Source organism: Vibrio sp. 1641 (genome assembly GCF_033339995.1).
Lineage (GTDB): Bacteria > Pseudomonadota > Gammaproteobacteria > Enterobacterales > Vibrionaceae > Vibrio > Vibrio alginolyticus.
Map to the genome: position 1 here is coordinate 601,534 of NZ_JAWOVP010000001.1, position 22,171 is coordinate 623,704.

General features: G+C 43.0%; 21 protein-coding genes. 11 read left to right on the forward strand and 10 right to left on the reverse strand.

Annotated elements, in window-relative coordinates:
• Positions 1 to 80: 80 nt before the first annotated feature.
• The gene (locus R7Z47_RS02695; RefSeq protein ID WP_005375451.1) at positions 81 to 422 is read right to left on the reverse strand and encodes an ArsR/SmtB family transcription factor; all 342 of its coding nucleotides are present in this window, start codon (positions 420 to 422) and stop codon (positions 81 to 83) included.
• 270 nt (positions 423 to 692) lie between these two features.
• Here R7Z47_RS02695 and R7Z47_RS02700 point away from each other — a divergent pair, with 270 nt between their 5' ends.
• Positions 693 to 1,277 (forward strand): NAD(P)H-dependent oxidoreductase, encoded by a 585-nt coding sequence (locus R7Z47_RS02700; RefSeq protein ID WP_017635228.1) that lies wholly within the window; start codon positions 693 to 695, stop codon positions 1,275 to 1,277.
• Positions 1,278 to 1,444: 167 nt separating this feature from the next.
• Entirely contained in the window at positions 1,445 to 1,810 is a 366-nt protein-coding gene (locus R7Z47_RS02705) for a winged helix-turn-helix transcriptional regulator (protein WP_005375456.1), read from the forward strand.
• A gap of 180 nt (positions 1,811 to 1,990) precedes the next feature.
• On the opposite strand, the gene R7Z47_RS02710 is transcribed toward R7Z47_RS02705, so the two are convergent.
• Complete coding sequence (locus R7Z47_RS02710; RefSeq protein WP_115386741.1) at positions 1,991 to 2,674, reverse strand: hypothetical protein; 684 nt, start codon at positions 2,672 to 2,674, stop codon at positions 1,991 to 1,993.
• Between the two features lie 511 nt (positions 2,675 to 3,185).
• A complete protein-coding gene (locus R7Z47_RS02715) occupies positions 3,186 to 3,725 on the reverse strand; it encodes a redoxin domain-containing protein (protein ID WP_005385152.1) in 540 nt (179 codons plus the stop codon).
• Between the two features lie 564 nt (positions 3,726 to 4,289).
• On the opposite strand from R7Z47_RS02715, the gene R7Z47_RS02720 reads away from it, so the two are divergent.
• Positions 4,290 to 6,047: an SgrR family transcriptional regulator gene (locus tag R7Z47_RS02720; RefSeq protein ID WP_136976485.1), complete on the forward strand. Its 1,758-nt coding sequence runs from the start codon at positions 4,290 to 4,292 to the stop codon at positions 6,045 to 6,047.
• 9 nt (positions 6,048 to 6,056) lie between these two features.
• On the opposite strand, the gene R7Z47_RS02725 is transcribed toward R7Z47_RS02720, so the two are convergent.
• A complete protein-coding gene (locus R7Z47_RS02725) occupies positions 6,057 to 6,932 on the reverse strand; it encodes a LysR family transcriptional regulator (RefSeq protein WP_136976484.1) in 876 nt (291 codons plus the stop codon).
• 141 nt (positions 6,933 to 7,073) lie between these two features.
• Between R7Z47_RS02725 and R7Z47_RS02730 the strand changes: the two genes are divergently transcribed.
• From R7Z47_RS02730 to R7Z47_RS02740, 3 genes are all read left to right on the forward strand, one after another.
• Complete coding sequence (locus R7Z47_RS02730; protein WP_170893338.1) at positions 7,074 to 8,042, forward strand: aldo/keto reductase family oxidoreductase; 969 nt, start codon at positions 7,074 to 7,076, stop codon at positions 8,040 to 8,042.
• Positions 8,043 to 8,051: 9 nt separating this feature from the next.
• A complete protein-coding gene (locus R7Z47_RS02735) occupies positions 8,052 to 8,438 on the forward strand; it encodes a GlcG/HbpS family heme-binding protein (protein WP_170893337.1) in 387 nt (128 codons plus the stop codon).
• A gap of 299 nt (positions 8,439 to 8,737) precedes the next feature.
• The gene (locus R7Z47_RS02740) at positions 8,738 to 8,986 is read left to right on the forward strand and encodes a hypothetical protein (RefSeq protein ID WP_005385163.1); all 249 of its coding nucleotides are present in this window, start codon (positions 8,738 to 8,740) and stop codon (positions 8,984 to 8,986) included.
• A 111-nt stretch (positions 8,987 to 9,097) separates the two neighbouring features.
• Here R7Z47_RS02740 and R7Z47_RS02745 read toward each other — a convergent pair whose 3' ends face one another.
• Positions 9,098 to 9,430 (reverse strand): helix-turn-helix transcriptional regulator, encoded by a 333-nt coding sequence (locus R7Z47_RS02745; protein WP_005375470.1) that lies wholly within the window; start codon positions 9,428 to 9,430, stop codon positions 9,098 to 9,100.
• 141 nt (positions 9,431 to 9,571) lie between these two features.
• Between R7Z47_RS02745 and R7Z47_RS02750 the strand changes: the two genes are divergently transcribed.
• The 3 genes from R7Z47_RS02750 (at position 9,572) to R7Z47_RS02760 (ending at position 12,338) form a co-directional block, all read left to right on the forward strand.
• Entirely contained in the window at positions 9,572 to 9,883 is a 312-nt protein-coding gene (locus tag R7Z47_RS02750) for a hypothetical protein (protein ID WP_318129805.1), read from the forward strand.
• A gap of 723 nt (positions 9,884 to 10,606) precedes the next feature.
• The gene (locus R7Z47_RS02755) at positions 10,607 to 11,764 is read left to right on the forward strand and encodes an amino acid permease (protein WP_017821614.1); all 1,158 of its coding nucleotides are present in this window, start codon (positions 10,607 to 10,609) and stop codon (positions 11,762 to 11,764) included.
• A 232-nt stretch (positions 11,765 to 11,996) separates the two neighbouring features.
• Positions 11,997 to 12,338, forward strand: a complete 342-nt coding sequence (locus R7Z47_RS02760; RefSeq protein WP_080276968.1) for a hypothetical protein — start codon at positions 11,997 to 11,999, stop codon at positions 12,336 to 12,338.
• 144 nt (positions 12,339 to 12,482) lie between these two features.
• Here the strand turns inward: R7Z47_RS02760 and R7Z47_RS02765 are convergent, their stop codons facing one another.
• From R7Z47_RS02765 to R7Z47_RS02780, 4 genes are all read right to left on the reverse strand, one after another.
• Positions 12,483 to 14,354, reverse strand: coding sequence for a methyl-accepting chemotaxis protein (locus R7Z47_RS02765; protein WP_017821611.1), 1,872 nt, complete (start codon positions 14,352 to 14,354; stop codon positions 12,483 to 12,485).
• Between the two features lie 436 nt (positions 14,355 to 14,790).
• On the reverse strand, positions 14,791 to 16,155 hold the full coding sequence (locus R7Z47_RS02770) for a YjiH family protein (protein ID WP_017635848.1): 1,365 nt from the start codon (positions 16,153 to 16,155) through the stop codon (positions 14,791 to 14,793).
• Positions 16,156 to 16,610: 455 nt separating this feature from the next.
• Positions 16,611 to 17,282 carry a YoaK family protein gene (locus tag R7Z47_RS02775; protein WP_005375484.1) on the reverse strand — a complete coding sequence of 224 codons (672 nt, stop codon included), beginning with the start codon at positions 17,280 to 17,282 and terminating at the stop codon, positions 16,611 to 16,613.
• 153 nt (positions 17,283 to 17,435) lie between these two features.
• Positions 17,436 to 17,837 carry a GFA family protein gene (locus R7Z47_RS02780; protein ID WP_025768472.1) on the reverse strand — a complete coding sequence of 134 codons (402 nt, stop codon included), beginning with the start codon at positions 17,835 to 17,837 and terminating at the stop codon, positions 17,436 to 17,438.
• A gap of 200 nt (positions 17,838 to 18,037) precedes the next feature.
• On the opposite strand from R7Z47_RS02780, the gene R7Z47_RS02785 reads away from it, so the two are divergent.
• Positions 18,038 to 18,667: a hypothetical protein gene (locus R7Z47_RS02785; protein WP_017635850.1), complete on the forward strand. Its 630-nt coding sequence runs from the start codon at positions 18,038 to 18,040 to the stop codon at positions 18,665 to 18,667.
• 124 nt (positions 18,668 to 18,791) lie between these two features.
• Positions 18,792 to 20,075, forward strand: a complete 1,284-nt coding sequence (locus R7Z47_RS02790) for a peptidoglycan DD-metalloendopeptidase family protein (protein ID WP_318129806.1) — start codon at positions 18,792 to 18,794, stop codon at positions 20,073 to 20,075.
• Between the two features lie 106 nt (positions 20,076 to 20,181).
• On the opposite strand, the gene R7Z47_RS02795 is transcribed toward R7Z47_RS02790, so the two are convergent.
• Positions 20,182 to 22,002: a putative bifunctional diguanylate cyclase/phosphodiesterase gene (locus R7Z47_RS02795; RefSeq protein ID WP_005375494.1), complete on the reverse strand. Its 1,821-nt coding sequence runs from the start codon at positions 22,000 to 22,002 to the stop codon at positions 20,182 to 20,184.
• Positions 22,003 to 22,171: the final 169 nt, after the last annotated feature.

Consider the following 22,171-nt stretch of genomic DNA (forward strand, 5'->3'; position numbering starts at 1 on the left):
TCTCTTATTCGTTTATCGTCGAAAGGCGATAGTTAAAGGTATAGTTTATCTCTGCACGCCTGACCAGCGTGCAAAGGGAATTAATCAAATAACTTGGAAAATCCTAGATTGAACTGATCAAACGCGTCGCGTTGAATGCGGTAACACACCTTAGGTGGGTTTGGCTCGGCGCTGATAAAGCCTGCTTGCTTGAGAATACGCAAGTGCTCGGAAACAGTAGATTGCGCAAGACCCAGTTCAGAAACCAAATCACTGTTCAAACAACCGCCCATGGTATCGAGCGTGTGCAGGATATGCAGAATGCGCAAACGTGCTGGATGCGACAAAGCTTTTGCTTGCGCTGCGAGAGTTTGTTCTTTCTCGAGCTGTTGTTGCGTTGTCTGAAAAACAACTTCGCACGTGTCCTTGCACTTATCACTCATTCGCTGGCCTTAATAGTTAATCGTCGAATTGCGATAAAGTGTACGCCTGCTCTGTGGAAGATGCAACAACTCGATGAAAAAATTAATCGTAAAATAACGATGAATAAAAAATTGAAAAAATATATGTTTTAAAAACAGTGATATAATAAAAAATTAAGTAGGTTACTAAAAGTTAACTAATTGCACTATATTTCTAGGTTACCATAATAAACCACATCCGACGCACAATGGTTACTGCGTCATCTTGTGAACTTATTTAAAGGTAATCCCATGAGCAACGTACTGATCATCAATGCACACGAACCATCACCATATTCAGAAGGTCGTCTAAATGCTTCTCTTGTCGACAAAGCACAGACGCTTCTGCAAGCAAAAGGCCATGAGGTTCGCGTTGTGACAATGCAAGATGAGATCAACGTAGATGAGCAACTCGCACACTTTGAGTGGGCTGATCGCGTGATCATCCAAAGCCCAATCAACTGGATGTCTGTGCCTTGGTCATTCAAAAAATACATGGACGACGTGTTTACTGCGGGTATGGGCGGCGCACTATGTGCATTCGATGGCCGTAGCGCAGAAGAACCAAAGAAAAACTATGGTACAGGCGGCACTCAAACCAACAGCAAATACATGCTGTCACTGACATTCAACGCGCCAGAAGAATCGTTTGATGATGAGAGCGAATACCTATTCCAAGGTAAAGGCGTGGACGATTTGATGTTCCACATGCACGCTAACTTCCGCTTCTTTGGTATGTCAGCACTGCCTACATTCGCTTGTTACGACGTGATGAAGAACGCAGATATCGAAAACGATTTTGTTCGTTTCGAAGCTCACATTAACGAAAACTTCTAATCCTTTTAGAAAGATAGTGCGAACTGAATGATGAATTGAGATGGACTGCTACATGCGGTCCATTTTTATTTGTTTGCGGCGAGGTGACGTTTTTATTACTCTAAAGCACTAAATGTATCTAGCTTACTTTTCGTTACCTAGATTAGGTGCGTATCTTGAGGTGTATTGTGGAAAGCAGAATCAGTGTAGATAGCAAAGGTCGTAAGTCAGTGGCGAACGTATGTGCGGAGCCATGTGCTATCGAGAAAGGGATGCGTCTAATTGGTGGTAAATGGAAAGGTTCTTTGATTTATCATTTGAAAGACGGCCCAGTTCGTTTCAATGACTTAGCACGCATGCTAGGCGGTGCAAGTAAAAAGATGATCGATCAACGCCTTAAAGAGCTAGAAGCGGAAGGTATGGTGGTGCGCAAAGTGATCAGCGACCGCCCAATTGCAGTCAGCTATGAACTAACAGAGTTCGGCCGTACCGCACTTAAGATTCTCGATGATTTGCGAATTTGGTCTGAAAAGCATCAAATTGAGCTTCGTTAAGACCAAAGTAGTTAATCGCAAACGTTACTCTCTTTTGAAAGCTGATAACAACACATCGCCTTTTATGCTCAAGTAACTTAGATGTGCTTCATTCAAATCGTAATTTGTTTCGTAAAACAACGTACTCTTTCGAGGCTACTTGAGCATAATCGTACTTTTTAAGTTTTTGATTTTTAGTTATTATTTTATCATACTTAATAAGTTGTAGAATAAATCACTCACTTCAGTTGAATTTAAAAAAGCACTATTTAATTCCAGTTTCTTTTCAAAATCGGAATATTTATCGAATTCCTCTTTCTCAACTAAACCTATTGGTGAGTTGTCGTTAACGTGGCTTTCATATTTTTTGATGGTATATAATTTAGACTTTTCGTCAAAATATTGAATTATCTTAATGTTAACGTCAGGTCTCTCCGTATTATACGTGATCGTAATTTTTTCATAATCTTTATTAATCGGAGTCGTAAGGCCTGTAGGGTAGATGATTTTAAACCCATGAATGTCATTCTTCTTCGTGCTTTTATAATGTTTTGAGTATGAAAAGTTTTCAATTACACTTTTAGTGACGATAATTGACTCACCTTTCTTTAAACCGTATTCGGTACATTCATAATCATCGACAACCGTAGAATTTCTTGTCTTTTCAATCAGGTAGGACATGCTTGCAGATGTCCCTCCGTGTTCCAGTTTTTGTTGGTTTACAGAACAATAGAAATGACCTTTGTCCACCATCATTGCGTTGACTTGTTCCGGATTTGAAATGGTGGGATGTATATATTTTGCTGGATCGTTGTCGCTTCCTCCTGAACCGCATCCAACTAATCCGATACAAACGGCCATATAAAGCAAAGAGATTTTATTCATACTGTATTTCTCAATTAAGATGTGTGATTGCAAATAACGATTAATTATATTTATATAAAGTGAAAATTTTTATTTTTAATTGAACGGTGTTTTATTTATAATTTAATCGTTTGCTTTTATTTTGTCTCTTACGGTATCTATGTTTTCATTTATGGTATGAATTATTAGAATTGCACAATTGTGGGCTGCAATAGGATAATAATCGCTAGCCAACTACTTGTGTAGATACCGTTATGATTTATATATCCGTTAAGTCTAAGTTTTTAGTCTTAATTTCATGTATTTATCGTGAAAGTGACTTAGAAGTAAATACTTAACGTCGTTTGAGGGGAGCCTGAGCTTCACTGATCTCGTTTTTCATCAAGGCGTTGTATAATGAACAAGGACTCTATTTCCAACTTGTTGATACATATCAGATCTCACGGATCTGATATGCATTCCAAGTTATTCTCACTGAGGCAAGAATCCTAGCTTATTTAAGGATAGAAAGTTTACTTGGGTGTAGAAGATATTAGTAATCCAATGTGCCACGGATAGGGTAGTTATTGTTTGGATCGCGAATCCATGCCAATCCGCGTGATAGCGCGCCAAGCTCAGGGCGAACAAACGGGTTGTTTGAAATATCCACCACGTGTAAGTCGCCGTGTTCATTCACCACAAACAGACCTGGTTCTGCGAAATTATGATCGGTTTCCTGTTCAGATCGAGGAATAGATACATACAAGCCTAGCGTTTTCATTTGTTCTTCGGTCAGGCCGTAAGCGATAGGGAAGCTGATTTCGAGTTTCTCTAGATGCCCCTCTAGCTGTGCTTTTGAGTCGCCAGAAACGGCAAGAATATCGACGCCAGCATCAGCGAAAGCCTGTTTGTAACTCTCAAGCTCGTTGAGGTACTTAGTACAAAGAGGGCAGTGTTTACCACGATAAACGAATACTGCTTGCCAAGTCGCATCACCTTGCGGCTGACCCAACGTCACGCTTGAACCATCTAGCAAAGTGGCTTGAAGATGAGGGAAGCTGTCGCCCGCTTTAAGTTTCACTGAAGTTGCCATATTGACTCCCGAATTGGTGGTGTATATCCATGAATGCCCCTTTCTCAACAAAGCGATTGGGGGATGAGACTTCAATGTAGACTCTGTTTTGCGGTGTTTCAACTAGTTAACTTTTAGTAACCTGAAATAAGGTAGTAGAGTGCAAAAGATGAAAAAGCAGAACTTAAGATACAACGAAGTGGGGGTGTAGTATCAGGAGCTAAGTTCTGCTTGAGGTTAGGCTATGACCACTGGAACATATCGTTAAGATAAACCAGAGTCATCACTTCTATTTTATTACTCGATTGAGCTAGGCGTTGGCGAAAAAAGTACGCCATCATTGGCTTCTTCATTTTTTCCTCCTTTAGCTGACGAGTAAATTATGTGTATAAAAGGGGATATAAAAAAGAGAGTGCTTTTGTTGGCTTTTTTCCTAATAACGTAAATATATGGGGCTTTAAAGCCGAATTTGGAGGTTAATTGTGGAAAAGGGGAACAGATAATTAGGAAGTTTTCTTATTTTATTACCGCCAACTTAAGTAAACTATTCCTATCCACAAACTTCACAGATCTAAGGTTGATTCAGTGTCTGATCTCAATTTGTTTCGCTATTACCAACGATTACTCTCGTTTAGCGTTGGTGATGAAACAAAAACCACGTTACAGGACATTGCCGACATCATGTTCACTTCTTCTCGGCATGCTCGTAGCCTGCTAACGCAGATGCAGCAGAAGGCGTGGTTGAGCTGGCACCCGAAAGCTGGGCGGAACCAACGATCGACTCTTATTCTGAATATGGAGTTAGACGTTTTAAAAGAGAGCTTGGCTCTTGAACGTATCAAGTTAGGCAAGTATGAAAAAGCACTGGCGATATTAGATGAAGACGAAATGGCATTTGGCCGTTTGTTAAAAACAACGTCTGGTGCTTCTGTTCAAGAAGGACAGCTCAATATTCAATTAACCTATAAGCGAATGTTTGAGCGCGTCGTTCCACATCAACTTCAGCGTAGCAGCGAACGTTTCTTATTAAGGCAAATCTATTGTTGCTTAGTTTCGAGTGATAACAATGGGAAAGTGCAACCAGAACTCGCACATCACTGGCGTTATGACGAAGACACCTACGAATGGACTTTCTACCTTCGTCCAGGTCTGACTTTTCATAATGGTAATTCCATTGATGCAGAAACAGTGGTTAGCTTGTTTGCAAAGTTGAGTTCACTACAGTACTACGAAAAAGAGTTGGCACATGTTGCTAACATTACTGCGCCAACGCCATTGAAAGTTGTTTTTAAGCTTAATCGAGCTGACTTGGGCTTTGCTGGACTTATTTCTGGAGTGAAATACGGCATTCAACCAGTAAGCCAAGTTAACGTAGCGAATAACAAGCTGGTGGTCGGAAGTGGCCCATTCTCTGTTGTCGAGCACAATGAAAGTCGTTTAAAACTGCAAGCATTTAATGGTTACTATGCATGTAGAGTTCTAACGGATTTGGTGACTATCTGGATTGTTAATGACGAGCAAATGGAGAACCCGTCATTGGCAGCAAATACGTTGCAAAGGGATGCGTCGCCCGCGGAGGATTTGTGTGGACACTATATGTCGACGCAAAACCGAGAAAACTCATCGGCGAGCAAGCGTAGCCGAGTAGAAGATGGTTGTTTATTCGCCTTATTTAATCAGCACGCTAAGCACAAACTCTCTTTAGCGCAGCGCCGTTATATTAGTGAGCTAATTCAACCTGAGCACTTGGCCGAAGTGATGCGCCGCGAGAATATTGTGTTTGGGAGTATACCCGCTTATAACCTGCTACCAGGTTGGAAGCCAGTGCTCCGTCCGTTCAGTGAGCCGCTTAAGTTACCTAAACACATTACGATAGCAGGATATAACTATACCGCATTGCGTCGCTGTGCGCGGGCTATTTCTAATCGTTTGGCGAGTGTTGGCAGTAAAGTAGAAATTGTTATGTATTCCTACCGTGAGCTGAACGAGAAGGCTAAGAACGGTGAGCTAAATGAGACAATGGTCGTAACGAACATAAACCTAGATGATAATCGTCATGCCTCAGCGTTCACGAACTTCTTCAGCAACGCTGTGCTATTCCACACTTTGGGAGAAAAGAACGCACAATGGTTAGATGAACAACTACAGAGAGTCAGATCTTTCGTTCCACTTGAGGACTACCTTAATGCATTGGAGCCAATTGCATCGACGTTGATCAGCGAATACTGGATTGCACCCATGTTCCACCATACACAAACTTTGCGTTTCCAAGGCGTTTTAGAAGACGTCGCTCTTACTAACTGGGGTTGGCCAGATATTCGCTCGGTGTGGTCGGCGGATTAACTGCTTTAGTTATTGAGCAAAGTGCTGCTTCACAAATTCAATGAAGGCTCTGGTTTTCGCCGATTGATAGATGAGCTGCGGATACACCAAGTAAACCGCGTTGTGCTGGTGGTCGGTTTCTTCCGATAGAACCTGCACTAGACGGCCGTGCTCAACGTCTTGTTCGACAAAGTAACTTGCTAACCGAGCAATGCCATTGCCAGACAGGGCTGATTCTTTGAGTAAGCGGTTTTCATTGCTTGAAAGCCAACCTTGGGTTTGAACTGTTCCCGTTTTTAACGGCCACTCTTTTTGATGCAATGTGGTTAAGCATTGATGCTCTTGTAAATCATCTAATGTCTCCGGCGTACCTTCTTCTTGCAGATACTGAGGAGAGGCAACCAGCCAGTGGTGGTAGTCCAAAAGGTGATGAGCAATCATATTCTCTGGCGGCGTTCTTGTCGCTCGAAACGCAAAATCAACGCTGGTTTCCGTCAGATTAAACGCTTGATAGCTAGAAAGAATCTCGAACTCTACGTTTGGATGTAAAGCGCGAAACGCTACGCACAAATCATGCAGCACCGCTTCAGCAAACATCTTGGGAGCGGTAAGACGAATCAGACCGTCTATTTGTTCAGATCGCTGACTTAAACTCTTTTCCATTTCCATTACGCGGCGTTTGAGATCTTCCGCTTGTGCAAAGATCGATTCACCTTCTGCTGTTAGTCTCACGCTGCGTGTGGTTCGAACAATCAAAGGCGTGGCGAGTTCCGATTCCAAACGCTTGATTTGTTCCGACAGGTAACTTTTAGAAATGCCAAGTTGCTCTGCTGCTCTAGAAAAGTTGAGTGTTTGAGCCACTTCAGCAAACAGCATCAGTTTTTCGATTCTCTTATAATCTGCCATCTTTATTGCTCGCTTTAATTGTTCGGTAACGAGGAAAATGAATTCGATTTTACGGTATTAAACTAATTTTTACGAACGGTAAGATGGTTCGAGTTAATTTAAGAAATTGAAGATGCAGAAATCGGAAAAGTGAGAATAACGATGAACAATCCAACACTACCGCTCGCCAAAACCTTACCTAACGTTAGCCGCTTGGTCTTCGGCTGTATGGGACTTGGAGGGGAGTGGAATCGCAACCCATTAACCGCCCAAGATGAAAACCAAGCTTATGCCGCTGTAGAGGCAGCATTAGAGGTTGGCATCAATCTCTTTGATCATGCGGATATCTACAAATTCGGTAAGGCTGAAGAAGTGTTTGGGCGCATCTTAGCCAATGACTCAACCTTACGAGAACGAATTTATCTGCAATCCAAGTGCGGCATCCGTCTAGGAGATGAGCAAGGTGTTAAGCAGTATGACTTCTCTGCCAAATGGGTGACGGCTTCTGTTGAGGGCATTCTTGAGCGCCTTGGCGTGGAAAACCTTGATGTTTTGATGCTGCATCGTCCTGATCCTCTGGTTGAATTTGAAGAACTGGGCACAGCGCTCCAAGCACTGAAACAAGCTGGCAAAGTTAACCACTTCGGTGTTTCTAACATGAACAGTGCTCAAATTGATCTTCTTCAACAAGCAACGGGCGAAGTTGTTGTGGCGAACCAGTTGGAAATGAGTCTGGCTAAGTCTGACTTCTTCAAGCAAGGTATGGGGCTTCCTTCGTCGGCATCTGACTACGTTGCGGGAACATTGGAACATGCCCGTAAGCACAATATCCAACTGCAAGCGTGGGGCAGTATGGCGCAAGGAAGATTCTCAGAGCGTGGCTTACATTCTGATGATCACAACACCAGACAGACGGCGGAGATGGTGATGGCGCTAGCAGCTGAATATGGCGTGCCGTCAGAGGCGATTGTTTTAGCCTTCCTGACGCGTCACCCAAACCAAATTCAGCCTGTTATTGGTACTGCAAACCCACAGCGTATTCGCGCTTGTGCTCAAGTAGAGAACGTCACGCTATCACGCAGCCATTGGTATGGATTGTTCGAGAAAACCCTTGGTCATGAGATCCCTTAGGAGAGAAAAATGAAATACGTACAAGTTCAAACTCTGATTCAAACGGCATTGGAAATTGCTGCTGTTCGCAAGCAAAACATTGCGATTGCCGTGGTTGATACGCATGGTGAATTGCTCGGTTTTGCCCGAATGGATGATGTGAGCGTACAAGCAGGTTTGTTGGCACAGAACAAAGCTTACACCTCGGCTAGAGACCGCCAACCTAGCGGCAATCTGGGCGCTTGGGCTCGTGAGACGGGTAAGCAGTTGAGTTATTGGACTGACCCAAAGATCACAGGCTTTATGGGTGGTGTACCTGTAGAACAAGAGGGGAAAGTCGTCGGTGCAATTGGTATCAGTGGTTTGGCTGAGCAAGATGATGAAGCACTTGCGATGGAAGTATTAAACGCGCGTTGAGTATAATGTTTATCAGTAGGTGTGATGCTTTGTCCAGCTTTGTACTCACTGTAGGGACTCAAGTTCACAGGCTTCGTCGAGTCACAGTGCTATCTAATAGCCTGAAGTAAGCAGAAGTTGAAATCGCGAACTATGATTAATTTATTTGAAAGCTTTGAGGCCTAAATATGTTTCATAAGGTATTCGTTTCGCTATTTTTTGTTCTCCTCTCAGGCTGTGGTACGAGTGACAGCGCGTTAAAAGAGAGCGGTTATGATGAAGCTTATATCTAAGGCTTTCATGACGGTCGGCATAGTGGTATGCAAGAGGCAGGGAATGATTTTGAACACTATATTAAGGACGAAACAAGGTATCAAACCGACTCAGATTATCGACAAGGCTGGGATGCTGGTGAGGTAGAGGGTAACAAGTTACAAAAGCAGGCGACCGCGATAGGACAAGGCATGATTGATAATTCATATGAAGAACGTGATGTCTTTGATCCTGATAAAGTGGCGAAAGATGCAATAAAAGGCGTTGATACATCGGAATTGAAAAGCCTAGAGTAACGGACTGATATAAAGAATAAAACTCGTCATTTGACGAGTTTTATTTTTGTCTAAACGATTCATGTTTCAACGCTCAACAGGGCATTCATCGTTTGGGTATGAGTAATGTCGTTAATCACCTTTCTTGTTCTTTTGTTCAAGGATTAACGATAACAGGCGAACGAGCAGGGACTGAGCTTCCGGTGAGAGCAATCGCGCCACGGCCGTTAAGTCATTTGCTGTGACATGCTGAACATCACGTACATCTAAAGCAATATCTAGGTCAGTCAAATGAAGCGAACGCAATATGGCACGATATTGTGAGAGTTTAAGATCGGACTCTCCGCGCTCGATCCTTTGATATGTTTTTACGCTCATTCCAGCGATGTTTGCCATTTGCTCACGGGAGAGGCCATTCGATTTTCGTCTTGCGATCAGTGCTTGAATTATAGGGTCTACCTGCATGTGCTCTCCTGAAAGGACAGTTTTGACCTAAACGGAGCAAGAAGTGGACCAGTTTAACCACCACATATTTACCTGCTTTGCAATCAGTATAAAAATAACTGTCTTATAAAAACGTAAATATTTTAGTCAGTTATTAACTCAATGGAAAAGTATCAATCATACAAATCAATAGAAACGAAAGCTTCTATTCGCAAAATGCAACGCATTTTAGATCATTTATTTAGTGAAATTGATCAGAAACATCGTGAGACTAAAGAGAATGTTGTGACACTGATTCAACAGTCACAACAGCGATTGATGAACTACAAAGAGCTTTACCTTCACAAAGAATCGATAAGTGAAGTAGAGCTGCGGATGGCGCATGAAAATATGAGTGAGACTGAGAAGCAGGTCGCCGATATGGGTATTCCAGTGTTAACTTATATCATTGGCGCGCTAGATAAAGCGTATTAACACAATCGTAACGTCGGGCGATACAAGATTTATGCAATTTCGATCAATTGATGACATCTAAAAGAAAGGGTGCAAATGCTGGGGAACCACACCCAGCATTCGGACACTCATTTACCTATATTTTCGAACCGTAAATCAGTGTTTAGAGGTATGTGAACCGAACAGTGTCGGTACGCAGCGAATAATAGCGATATTGTCCGATCTAGGCTACGTCCTTGGAATCTAACACCTTCACTTAAACTGTAAATTAATCTGTACACCCAGCCAAATTGAGCCATTGAGCACGTTCTTCCTTCTCTTTAAGCGATAAAAGACTAATTAGTGACGAAAAAAACAACACATCTTAGGTAAAAGATAAGAGTTGTTAAAATATATCGCTATAAGATTGACCTTTTGCTTTTCAATCGTCCTGCTTATGCCTTACAATCTTTTCGAACCAAATCCATTCATAACGAATGGGGTTGATGAATTAAGATGAACAATTTTGCTTCGAACCCAAAGTTGCGCACATTTCATCAACGATGACATCGCCAAAAATGACTCTCAAGTGTTCATGTGCAAATGATTAACCACCTTTTGTTGCATGTTTTCTTAGCCATACAGGGCTCTTGTAACATAGTGCTCTTGTAACCAAATTTTGACTAAGTCGGAGCGTTTTGTTGTGTGCTTTAGATAAAGCACAACTGGCGAGAAATTAACGGATTGAATTTAGAGGTATTAACCGTGAACCTAAAACTTGTCGGCAGCTCCCTGATCGTTGCAGGTACTGCTCTTGGCGCTGGTATGCTTGCTATACCAATGGTGCTTGCTCAATTTGGCCTCCTTTGGGGCACTCTTCTTATGTTGTTCATCTGGGCTGGAACGACTTATGCTGCGCTGCTCCTTCTTGAAGCCAGTTGCAAAGTAGGTGGTGGTGTGAGCATGAATGCAATTGCTCGCGAAACGCTTGGTAAAGGAGGTCAGTTGGTAACCAACAGCTTGCTTTACGCCCTGTTAGTTTGTCTATTAATGGCTTACATCATTGGTGCGGGTGATCTGGTACAAAAAGTAACAGCCTCAATTGGGCTTCCAACATCTACGATCTCAAGCCAAGTCGGTTTTACTCTTTTAGTTGGTATCATTGTTTCGGCAGGTACAGGGGTAGTAGATAAGCTGAATCGCGGTTTGTTCCTAGGCATGATCGTAGCGCTGATCCTGACACTTTTTGCGCTTGCACCAAGCGTCTCGTTTGAAGGACTTGATGAGGTTGTGAGCGACGATAAAATGGCACTTATCAAAACCAGTTCGGTGCTTTTCACCAGTTTCGGTTTTATGGTCGTGATCCCATCGCTTGTAACTTACAACAAAGAAGCGAGTAAAACACAGCTGCGTAATATGATTATTGTGGGCTCAACTATTCCGCTTGTTTGTTACCTATTATGGTTGTTAGCGGTTGTCGGCAACCTACCACCTCATGAGCTTGTTCAATACTCCAACGTAACAGAGTTGATATCGGTACTAGGTCAGCAATACGAGGGCTTAGAGTTCATCCTATCCATGTTTACTGGTTTGGCACTACTAACGTCGTTCTTAGGTGTTGCAATGGCGCTATACGATCAAAATGCAGACCTACTGAAAGCAAGTAAGCCAGTGATTTTTGTTACTACTTTTGTGCTACCACTATTAGGTGCTGTATTTGCGCCAGAACACTTCCTAGCTATTCTCAGCTACGCGGGGATTATTCTCGTGTTTCTCGCGGTCTTTGTCCCATTATCAATGACCATGAAAGTGCGCCAAGTGCCGGTAGAAGATGACAATATTTATGAAGCTGGTGGCGGCGCAATGGGAATGAGCATGATCTTCCTATTCGGCTGTTTCTTGCTGTTTGCCCAAGCAGTATAAAATCACGCTAGCTTATTTAAAAACTGAGCCGCTCGTAGTCAAACGGGCGGCTTTTTTGTATTCATAGCCGAACCCAGGCCACTCAAAGTCATCAGCATTTGTGATGTTTGACGTTTCTCTGATAATCACGGTTAGCGCTGACTTTTTAGTAAAACTCCTTAGCGAAAGGCTGACATGTACAGTGATTCACCCTTCTATTATATCGATGTTGATATGAATAAGAGGCTCTGTTGTGTCAAAGCAATTATCTTTTGCCATGGTTGGCGTTATGTTGTCTTTAGGTGTGTTGAGTACAGAAGCGGTGGCTGACCCGAAGCATAAGCATGGACATCGGTACGATCACCATCATGCGCATCACCACCATCATAAACACAAGCGCAAGCACAAGCATAAACATAAACATCGTGACGTTATTTATGTGGAGACCCGACGACCAAGGCGCAGTTACTATTACCATGACCGAATTCCTCGGAATAGTACCTACATAAAGATTGGAGATTTCACTTATCTAAAAGTGGACGACCGCTATTATCGTCGTTCTAATGATCGCTATATCCATGTCGAGTTCAATTAAACTTGAAAGGACACATAGTCGGCGTTCTTGTAATGTTGAGCTTAATAGCACCAACATGGCACATGTAACATCGACCAATACTAGGGTAGAGGGTTAAAAACAAAAACAGCGAGCCGGTGCTCGCTGTTTTCGCTTAAATGAGTGTTAGACAGTAAATCTATTTAAGATTTGATCTTGTTTATGTACATCTTCTTGTTGCGCCTGCATCGCGTCGTTGGTTCGATTTGCCGATTCGGCGACTTGAGTCGATAGGTCTTTAATATTCACCGTATTGTTGTTGATCTCTTCAGCGACAAGGCTTTGCTCTTCCGCTGCTGAGGCAATTTGCAAGTTCATATCGGAAATACGCTGAATCGCGTCACGAATGCGTTGTAACGCACTATTTGCTAAACCCGCTTTTTCAACGGCCTCTATAGCACTACCTTTGCTTTGATGCATGGCATTTGCCACAGATGAAGCGCCAGATTGTAGTTGCTCAATCATAGTACGAATCTCTGTTGTCGACTCTTGAGTACGTTGTGCCAGTGTACGGACTTCATCTGCAACAACGGCGAAGCCTCGGCCAGATTCTCCCGCACGTGCAGCCTCGATTGCGGCATTCAACGCGAGTAAGTTCGTTTGGTCCGCAATATCGTTGATGACTTTTAGAATCGTTTCGATATTGGCGGTAGCAGATTCCAACACTTGTACTTCTTCGACTGCAAGGTCAATGCTATCGGAAAGCATGTTTATCGTTTGTGTCGATTCACCAACGATAGAAGACCCCTCAACCGTTGCTTGGTCGGCTTCTTTGGCTGCACTTGCCGCACCTTGCGCATTATTAGCAACCTCTGTCGCGGTGACAGACATCTCATGCATCGCGGTAGCAAGTTGTTCTAGCTCTTGCAGCTGAGTGTGAATTGCGCCTGCCGAGTCTTTTGCGCCCTCAGCGGTGATTTGAGTTCCGTTTAAAATTTGATCAGAAATACGTTTCGACTCAATGATTTGCTGTTGTAAGTTCTCCATGAACGTATTGAAGTTTGTGGCAAGCTCAGAAAACTCTTGGTCAGTATCTGTTTCGAGGCGTTGTGTAAGGTCGCCTTTCCCTGATGCTACATCTTTAATCGCATTATTTAGCGTGTCCAAAGGACGCATGAGAGTGCGAATCAACAGAGTTAGGGCGATAATAGATGCAATCACGGCAATGATTGAATAAATAATAGCGTTGTTACGGAGCTCTCCTACGGCAGAATAGGCAACAGCTTCATCGATCACCGAACCTACGTACCAGTTCTCTCCAGGAATGTGAGTCAGGTTAACCATGTAGCGGTTGCCATCAATCTCAACATGTTGTGCTGATTGCGTAAGTTCGATTTGTGGGAGGTAGCTACCGACTTTCTCACCGTTGTATTTACTTTGAGGGTGAGCAATGGTTGTGCCATCAGCGGTGACCAGAAATAAGTAACCAGCATCAAACAGATTCACTTGGTTGACCAGATCTGAAAGGGTAGTTAATTCGAGGTCATAAAACATACCGGCTAAAAACTGGCCATTTTCTTTTACTGGTGTACCAACAGAGATGATAACGTTTTTCGAAGACGCATCGACGTACGGATCGGTTACGACCAAATCGCCTTTGCTCTTAGCTGCAATAAACCAAGGACGCTGACGTGGGTCGTAGTCTGGACCCGCATCCCAGCCGTCGTCATTTTCAATCACAAAGCCATTACTTTCATAACCAAAACCGATGGCAAGGAAGCTGCTTTTTGGTGTGGGTCTTTCAAGTATGTTTTGAACATAGCTATGTGAACTGGGATCAAGCTCAATCACTTCAGTAATGGAGCGAGCGAGATCCTTCTTTGCATTCATTTCTGATTGCACAGTGTTACCAACACTGGTCAATATCTCGTTGACACTTGAGTCGATTTGCTCCTGAGTTTGGGAGCGGATGGTCATAACTTGTTGTGTCGACAATAACGACACGGTAATTAGCAGCAAAAATGAAGAGGCTGTGACAACCTTATGTCTGAATTTCATGAGCTTTCCTCTGATTCTCCCGGTTGGTTCCACTTTGCTTTCGCCTCTTTTAAACCGAGCGAATTGGGTATAAAGAGAAACCTATTGTGTTTGGTTATATCTTTATCGACATCTTTGTCAAAAACATGAACTCATTTGTCGTCTTTTTTAACTAAATTTAAACAAAACGATAGTTTACGTTAAAACTTGTGAGTGTGATCATGTTTGCGAGCTCGATTAATGAAATCGTCATAATGAAAAGAATTGCTTAACAAACAGTGGTATCAACTGGTTTTACAGGTGAGGTGGTGAAAATTTTGTTGGTGCTGGCAGGTGTTTTGTTCAAGTTTTGTCTTTGTAAATTATGAGCTTTTTACTAAAAGCCTAATGTGAACGGAGTTTTGGGTATAAAAAAGGCCCCGACGATGCGGAGCCTTTGTTTATTGACGTCTCGATTTTAGAAAATAAGATGAGCAACGCCAGCAATCACAGGTAATGTGATTAACGTACGTAAAATGAAGATTACGAAGAGCTCTACAATGTTTACTGGAATTTTGCTGCCTAACAGTAGGGCACCTACTTCCGACATGTAGATAAGCTGAGTTACTGACATTGCCGCAATAACAAAACGTGTCATTTCGTTATCGATTGAGGCCGCTAAAATTGCTGGAATAAACATATCCGCAAAGCCAACCACGATTGTCTGTGATGCTGCAACAGCTTCAGGGACTTGCAGTAGCTCTAGGTATGGGATAAACGGTTGACCCAGAATTGCAAATACAGGCGTGTATTCTGCAATCACCAATGCAACGGTACCAAGACCCATAACTACAGGTAGTACGCCAAATACCATGTCGACTGCGTTGTGTACGCCTTCTTTAAATACAGACTGAACCGATGTGACTTGACCAGCTCGCTTAAGAGCTAGATCCATACCCCAAGAGAATGTGGTGTGGCCTTCTGGTACTGCATCTGCGTCTTTATCAGGGTTGCTGCCGTCAATGTAGCGATCTTTCTTCAGACTAAGCGGAGGCAGGCGAGGAATGATAATCGCAGCTACGATACCAGCTAGACAGATAGCGCCGTAGAAAGGCAAAAATAAGTGCTCTAGTTTTACCTGAGCGATAACAACTAGGCTAAACGTGATCGATACTGCTGAGAAAGTGGTCCCGACAACAGCCGCTTCACGCTGAGTATAGAACTTATTTTCGTATTGCTTGCTGGTTAGCAAGATACCAACACTTCCGTCGCCTAACCAAGATGCCATACAGTCAATTGCACTGCGGCCAGGTAGGTTGAATACCGGACGCATTATTTTACTGAGTAACGCACCAAATAGCTCCAGAAGACCGAAGTTCAAAAGAAGCGGAAGCAGTAAACCCGCGAAAATGAAAACGGCAAACAGAGTAGGTAGGAGACCAGTAAGAACAAGCCCGCCAGTGTTCTCTTCCCAAATTGCTTTTGGACCCACTTGGAAGAACGTCATTAACACGGCAGCGCCGCCGATTAAACGAACAACGAGCCAAAGTGGAGATGGGTTGAAGAGACCGTTTAAAAAACCATTACGTAAAATTGCAGCTGGCTTAAAAATTTTGCAAAGAACAGAAGCAACGGCCATGAAAGCGATGATACTGGTGACGATAGCAATCAAGGTATCGCCTAACACCGCTGGGATGACTTTTGCCATCACGGCAACGGGAATGGTTAGGCCGCCATCGTAAGAGATCGGAGCCATAAAGAGTAGAAGACCAATTAGGGAAGGGATGAAAAACATCCAAAAGTTGCCCTTAGGAGCTTCAGTAGCATTAGTGGTGTTATGCATAGTTGTCTCGTGTTACTACTAGTCAATACTTGCCATTTCCATGACATAAATATTCACTAAACATCCGTATTTAATCACAGTTTTGCGGAGGGTACCCGCAAACTGCATCCATTGCAATACTATTCATTAAATACATCTAGTTATTCAGCCGATTTGTCGGGTAATTGGTCAAATAACGTCTAAGTGTATGCGAATATGTTGCTTGTGTTAGAAAATTGTAGCACGAGAGGCGAATTGCGCAGTGAATTATGGGGCGCATTGTGACTGGAATAATAAAATGGTAAACAAATGTGATTTTGATCTAACTAACTTCTTTGCCAGAAATTCAGTTAGCCTTATCTATTTTAAGGTTTTTAGTGGTGTCAAAATACCGTTCAGCGTTTCTTGTACCGTTGCAGTGTGAACCTATTGAGCCAAATCCGATTGAAGCATGTCGCTTCAATCGGATCGAAATTTTATGCTTTTTGTTGACGGCTAAGTATGTATAGGTAACTCCAGTAAATCAGAGCTGTAGAAAAAGCCAATATTGCTGGGAAAACCAGCGTATATAAACCATATACCGTAAATAGAGCCGCTCCCGCGACGCCGCCAAACAAAAAGCCAAAGAAAATGAATAGGAATAATTTTGCTTTACGTCGGTCAAATTGACGACCTCTCAAGCTCTCTCCAATCATAATCCCTAGATCGGTGATGATTCCGGTCATATGTGTGGTTCTGACTACTGCGCCGCTAAACGTGGTGATCATTGCGTTTTGTAATCCACATGCTGCTGATGCTAGATATTGGCCGTACAAATCCCCTTGCACCAAAAAGCCCAAGCTGAGTAAGAGCAAGCTTCCTTCTATGCACAGTGCAACACCATATCTTCGTCCTAGCTTTAACGCACTGCTTTCAATAAAAAAGCCGCTAAAGGCAGCGCCAATCAAAAAGCTAAATACGATGAAGAGCAGGTGAATGGAGCTATCCACACCTGTTAGCAAGCTGTTCCCTAGCTGAGTTACGGTTCCCGAAAGATGAGTTATCGCTTGGTGTTGAAAGCCGAGAAGACCAACGGCGTTGACGCAGCCCGCGAGAAGAGCTAGTAGAAACGCGCCATATTCCACCCAACGAGGAAGTCTGGAAATCACAATAAACCCCCACCAAATATTAGGAGCCGATTATAACGCTCACACCGAGTTACGAAACCCTTTACAGTAAAACTCGATTGATCATTCTCAAAAAAATCTCACTTATAGGGTGTTTGTCCGAGCCAAAGTAAATATGTGAACGTGGATTGCCCGCTAGCAGATGTGTTCCGTTGTGCATTCGAAACTCACCCACCCGTGTTTCATTTGTTCATAGACTGAAACGGTAGGTTGGTGGAACTCTTTATCGGTAAATAGACCGACGGGAATGATCATGATTTCTGGGTATGCAGCAACGAACAACCTCATTGTCGTGCCGCAGGATGGACAAAAGTCATACTGAACCTCACTGCCATCATCGCCAATTCGGGTATAGCTAGTGACTTCACCGTTTAAAGTGACGTGCTCTTTTTCAAAGCGAGCTTGTACCCCAAAAACACTGCCAGTTCGTTTTTGGCATTCGAAGCAATGGCAGACAGACGTGTGGGTGGGCTCTCCCTTACAACGGATCTCAACTAAACCGCAGGCGCACTCGCATGTATGAATGGTTTTTGTCATCGTGATTACCTATTTGTCCCAATACACCAATAGACCTAGAGCACAGAGCTTGTGTCACTAGCTCGTTATGAGCTCTGGACTTGAAACTATTTGGATATAATCAGTTTAGTTTAATTTTGAAACACTTGAAGAGGTGAAATCATTTGGGTATACAATGGTATACTCGCTTTTCGTTTATACCTTGAAACAAGGAAGCTTTCATGACTCACAAAAAAATCCTGCCGATACCACTTATTCTACTTATTCCAATCGTTTTATTAGTTGTGGTTGTGATCGCGGGTGTTTATCGTTTTAGTTTGTCTGATGACGAGATCATGGCTAAGTTTCCTCAAACAGAAGTAGAAACTAACGTTATTGTGCAAGAGACGCTTGGTATCACTGCACGTAATCCTTGGACGATCCAAGTCCCCGAGCAGGGTGCGGTCACTTTTCTTGATGAGTGGGATAAAGAAAACGGCTATTTGATAGGTGACTATGATGCAGGTGCGACGAAAGGTCAGGTACTTGTCCCAACTGCGTCGATTAGTCAGCGTGAGATTGAAGGTGTTTCATGGGTTGTTGCACCGATGATTGTAACGACACAAGGTAGCGGTTCGTTTAACTATGTTGGCTTGTTCAAGTTTGACCCCGTGCCGAGCCGAGTTGTACTTTTAGACAGTATTTTTGTTGGTGACCGCGTGAAATTTACTCAGCTCGAATGGAAAAGTGATACAACTATCACGCTTTCATATTTAGCGCACGGTGACGATCAAGCAATGGCAGACACGCCAAATCAATTCAATTCATCCACATTACAGCGTGTAGGGAATAACTTACATATGCAACAGTGATGAATTTTTTTTGAGTTCTGTAAAAATTCAGTATTTTCTGCGCTAGATCTCGAAATTTCCTAGTGATTTCTTATTCGGGAATGCATAAGCTATGAGCCTTGTTTGAAAGGAGATAGTAATTCCCGTGTCTACAAATGAAATTACAAGACGGTTGCCGAATCTGACAAGTCGTAGAGCGCTGCTGTTATACTCCTTGCCAGTTTTAGTTGCGATTGGTGTTTCTCACTCTCTCAAAGAGTCATCTTTAACCAAAACCATCGCATTGAACCTACCTGAATCTCAGGTCGTTGAAAAAATTCTTGATGCGACAACTGCCGAAGTTGCCACTCCCCCGAACTTCGAATATCAAATCCAAGCAGGTGACAACCTAAGCACTATTTTTAGTCAGCTCGGTTTCGGTTACAGCTCGTTAATGAAAGTAATGGAAACGGATTTGAACTACTTGGCACTTGATACACTTAAGCCGGGCAATACGCTCCGTTTCTGGCGTGATGATGCGACAGGCGAGTTAGCGAAAATGGAACTGCAATTTTCTATTGCAGATAAAGTGGTCTACAAGCTGAATAGTGATGGTAGCTATGACTTTACTGATATTTCCATTCCTGGCGTGTGGAGCCAAGAGCCTTTAGTTGGCGTTATTCAAGGCAGTTTTTCTTCTTCTGCGAGTCGTTTAGGTTTAACGTCGGCGGAAGTGAGTCAAGTCGTAAGCTTACTCAAAGAACAACTTAACTTTGGACGTGACCTTCGTGCAGGTGATCGATTTGAAGTTGTTCGTCGCTCACAAAGCATCAATGGTGTACCAACAGGTAAGAACGAAATTGAGGCGATTAAGATTTATAATCGCGGCCGCGAGATCACCGCTTACCTTCATACTGATGGTCAATTCTACAATGCCAAAGGTGAAAGCTTACAGCGCGCATTCCAGCGTTACCCTGTAAGTAGCCGTTGGCGTATCAGTTCTGGCTTCAACCCTAATCGTTTACATCCAGTAACGGGGCGTGTTGCGCCGCACAACGGCACTGACTTTGCTGTACCAACCGGTACACCAGTCGTTTCTACTGGTGATGGTACAGTGATCATGACTCGTAAACACCCCTATGCGGGTAACTACGTGGTTGTTGAGCACGGCAGCAAATACAAAACCCGTTACTTACACCTAAGTAAGATTTTGGTGAAGAAAGGGCAAAAGGTTTCTCGAGGCCAGCGTATCGGTCTTTCTGGTAAAACAGGTCGAGTGACTGGGCCACACCTTCACTATGAGTTGATTGAATACGGCCGTCCAGTTAACGCTATGCGAGCAAATATCCCAATGGCGAGTTCTGTTCCTAAGAAAGAGATGGCTACTTTTGTCGCGAACAGAGATGAAATGGATAGACTATTACGCGATAAAGAGAAAGCAGTGCTGTAATAAAGTACTTCGCTTAAAAAACAAAAAGAGACTAAGCATAGCTTGGTCTCTTTTACTTTGTGCATTAACTAGATTTGAATTCTATGACAGCAGTCTGTTCAGTACGTTAGGCACTCCGCACTTCACGTTCATTTATCAGGTGTACGATTTCTTCAACACTGTGTGGACGAGAGTAAAAATAACCTTGGATGTAGTGGCAGCCCATTTCAATTAACTTTTGTAGTGCTCTATCGTCTTCTACGCCTTCGGCAATCAAATCCACATCAAGCAGCTCTGCCAATTGCGCTATCAAAAACACTACTTGTTCAGAGGTTGTATTTGAGAGCATGTTCTGCACAAAGGTAGCATCGATTTTGATGCTATCAATTGGATAATTGTGTATATAGTTCAAGCTTGAGTATCCCGTACCAAAATCATCCAGTGCGACTTTAAAACCCAAGTATCGCAACGAGTTAAGTACCATCTGTTCACGGCCACTTTGTGAGAGTAAGACGGTCTCGGTGAGCTCTATAACAAAGTCTTTTGCTTCGTGCTGATACTTTTCAACCATGTTGGTTAAGTGATTAATATAACGGTTGGAATCAACCAGCTCATACGCTGAGCAATTGATGGAGAGTTTGACTTTATAGCCTAGGTTCGCTTCGAGTTCTTGCTTTGCGATACACGCGAGTTCAATAATCCGTTCACCTAACTCGATAATCAGGCCTGATTGTTCGGCAGCTTCAATGAACTCCGCTGGAGAGATATTTCCATAGATATTGCTATTCCAACGAGTCAAAATTTCAAAGTAATTCCAGCGGTCGCTCGTGATATCGACGATCGGTTGAACCACTACATACAACTCATCGCTGTCTTGTATATCAGTACTTAGCTGGATTCGCATTGCCTCAATAAGCTGCGTCCTACGGTGGTATAAAGCACTAAGGTGTGTGTCGTAATGCTGAATCCGTGTATCGCGGTGTTTTTTACAATCTTTGAGAGCGAGACTGGCATTCAAAATCAGCTCATCGCTGTTCAACATATGTACTGGGGCACGTGCAATACCAATACTAACGGTGAAAGAAATCCGGTTAGATTTGTCGCTGTAGCCGCTTTCAATTTTGTCGAGTACTTCCTGACACACGGCGACAGGATCTTCGTCGTACGTGATGAAGGCGAATTCATCTCCTGCAACACGGAACGCATTGTTTGGCGACGACAAGCTCTGTTGAATGGCGTTAGCTGTGAACTTAATGATTTGGTCGCCGATATAGTTTCCGTTGATATCATTGATCGATTTGAAATTATCGATATCAAGATACGCCAAACTGAATGGGCGAGTCGCCTGCTGCGTTAATGTCTCCAAGGTATCAGCTAAACAGCTACGGTTGAGCAGTCCAGTTAGGTTATCATGCGATACCTCATAGCTAAGCTGATTAAGAAGCTTATCTGAACGTTCACTGACCCACTTTTCACGTAAGCTATGAATAATGACATTGGCATAAAATCGGTGGAAGTCGAGGATATCTTGCGCTTCTTTCGCGTGGATGCTTCGGGTAAAGGTAGACAGTAAAATTCCCAGAACTTCGCCATTTTGTGTCTTCAATGGCAGGCCAATGTAAGCTTGAATGCCATCTTCTTGAAACATCTGATCTTCAGGAAAACGCTTGTATACCTGGTCTTGATAGAAAATATGTTCGCCAATGTCTTTCGCCACTTTTTCACAGGGGGTGCCTGAAAGGTGGTAGCTTAGGTTGTCTGTAATTTTTCCATTGCTGGCGAAGGAAATGGTATGAGCCGAATGCTGAAGATGCGCAACTTCTACAACGCAAGTGCAATGGCTCTGCAAGTGTTGATGAATATCTAGCGTGACTCGGTTTAGCTGAGCCGTGCCGTTTAGCTTCAATATCTCATCAATTTTGTGGAAACTGATTTGTACCTGACCCATTGAGCATTTCACCTAGCGTTGTTATTTACATATCGTGTAAGACACGACGAATTATTATTTGATATGCATCAAATAAACTATCGGTTACTAAGGCAGATTTTTCAAATTTTGTGAACGAACAAATCATTATTTTCATGTTTTTATGCTTGAACCTTTTAAAGCTATAGCG

Coding starts and splice junctions, on each gene's coding strand:
- R7Z47_RS02695 (WP_005375451.1), bottom strand. CDS start 422: ATGAGTGATAAGTGCAAGGACACGTGCGAAGTTGTTTTTCAGACAACG.
- R7Z47_RS02700 (WP_017635228.1), top strand. CDS start 693: ATGAGCAACGTACTGATCATCAATGCACACGAACCATCACCATATTCA.
- R7Z47_RS02710 (WP_115386741.1), bottom strand. CDS start 2,674: ATGAATAAAATCTCTTTGCTTTATATGGCCGTTTGTATCGGATTAGTT.
- R7Z47_RS02715 (WP_005385152.1), bottom strand. CDS start 3,725: ATGGCAACTTCAGTGAAACTTAAAGCGGGCGACAGCTTCCCTCATCTT.
- R7Z47_RS02725 (WP_136976484.1), bottom strand. CDS start 6,932: ATGGCAGATTATAAGAGAATCGAAAAACTGATGCTGTTTGCTGAAGTG.
- R7Z47_RS02730 (WP_170893338.1), top strand. CDS start 7,074: ATGAACAATCCAACACTACCGCTCGCCAAAACCTTACCTAACGTTAGC.
- R7Z47_RS02735 (WP_170893337.1), top strand. CDS start 8,052: ATGAAATACGTACAAGTTCAAACTCTGATTCAAACGGCATTGGAAATT.
- R7Z47_RS02740 (WP_005385163.1), top strand. CDS start 8,738: ATGCAAGAGGCAGGGAATGATTTTGAACACTATATTAAGGACGAAACA.
- R7Z47_RS02745 (WP_005375470.1), bottom strand. CDS start 9,430: ATGCAGGTAGACCCTATAATTCAAGCACTGATCGCAAGACGAAAATCG.
- R7Z47_RS02750 (WP_318129805.1), top strand. CDS start 9,572: ATGGAAAAGTATCAATCATACAAATCAATAGAAACGAAAGCTTCTATT.
- R7Z47_RS02765 (WP_017821611.1), bottom strand. CDS start 14,354: ATGAAATTCAGACATAAGGTTGTCACAGCCTCTTCATTTTTGCTGCTA.
- R7Z47_RS02770 (WP_017635848.1), bottom strand. CDS start 16,155: ATGCATAACACCACTAATGCTACTGAAGCTCCTAAGGGCAACTTTTGG.
- R7Z47_RS02780 (WP_025768472.1), bottom strand. CDS start 17,837: ATGACAAAAACCATTCATACATGCGAGTGCGCCTGCGGTTTAGTTGAG.
- R7Z47_RS02785 (WP_017635850.1), top strand. CDS start 18,038: ATGACTCACAAAAAAATCCTGCCGATACCACTTATTCTACTTATTCCA.
- R7Z47_RS02795 (WP_005375494.1), bottom strand. CDS start 22,002: ATGGGTCAGGTACAAATCAGTTTCCACAAAATTGATGAGATATTGAAG.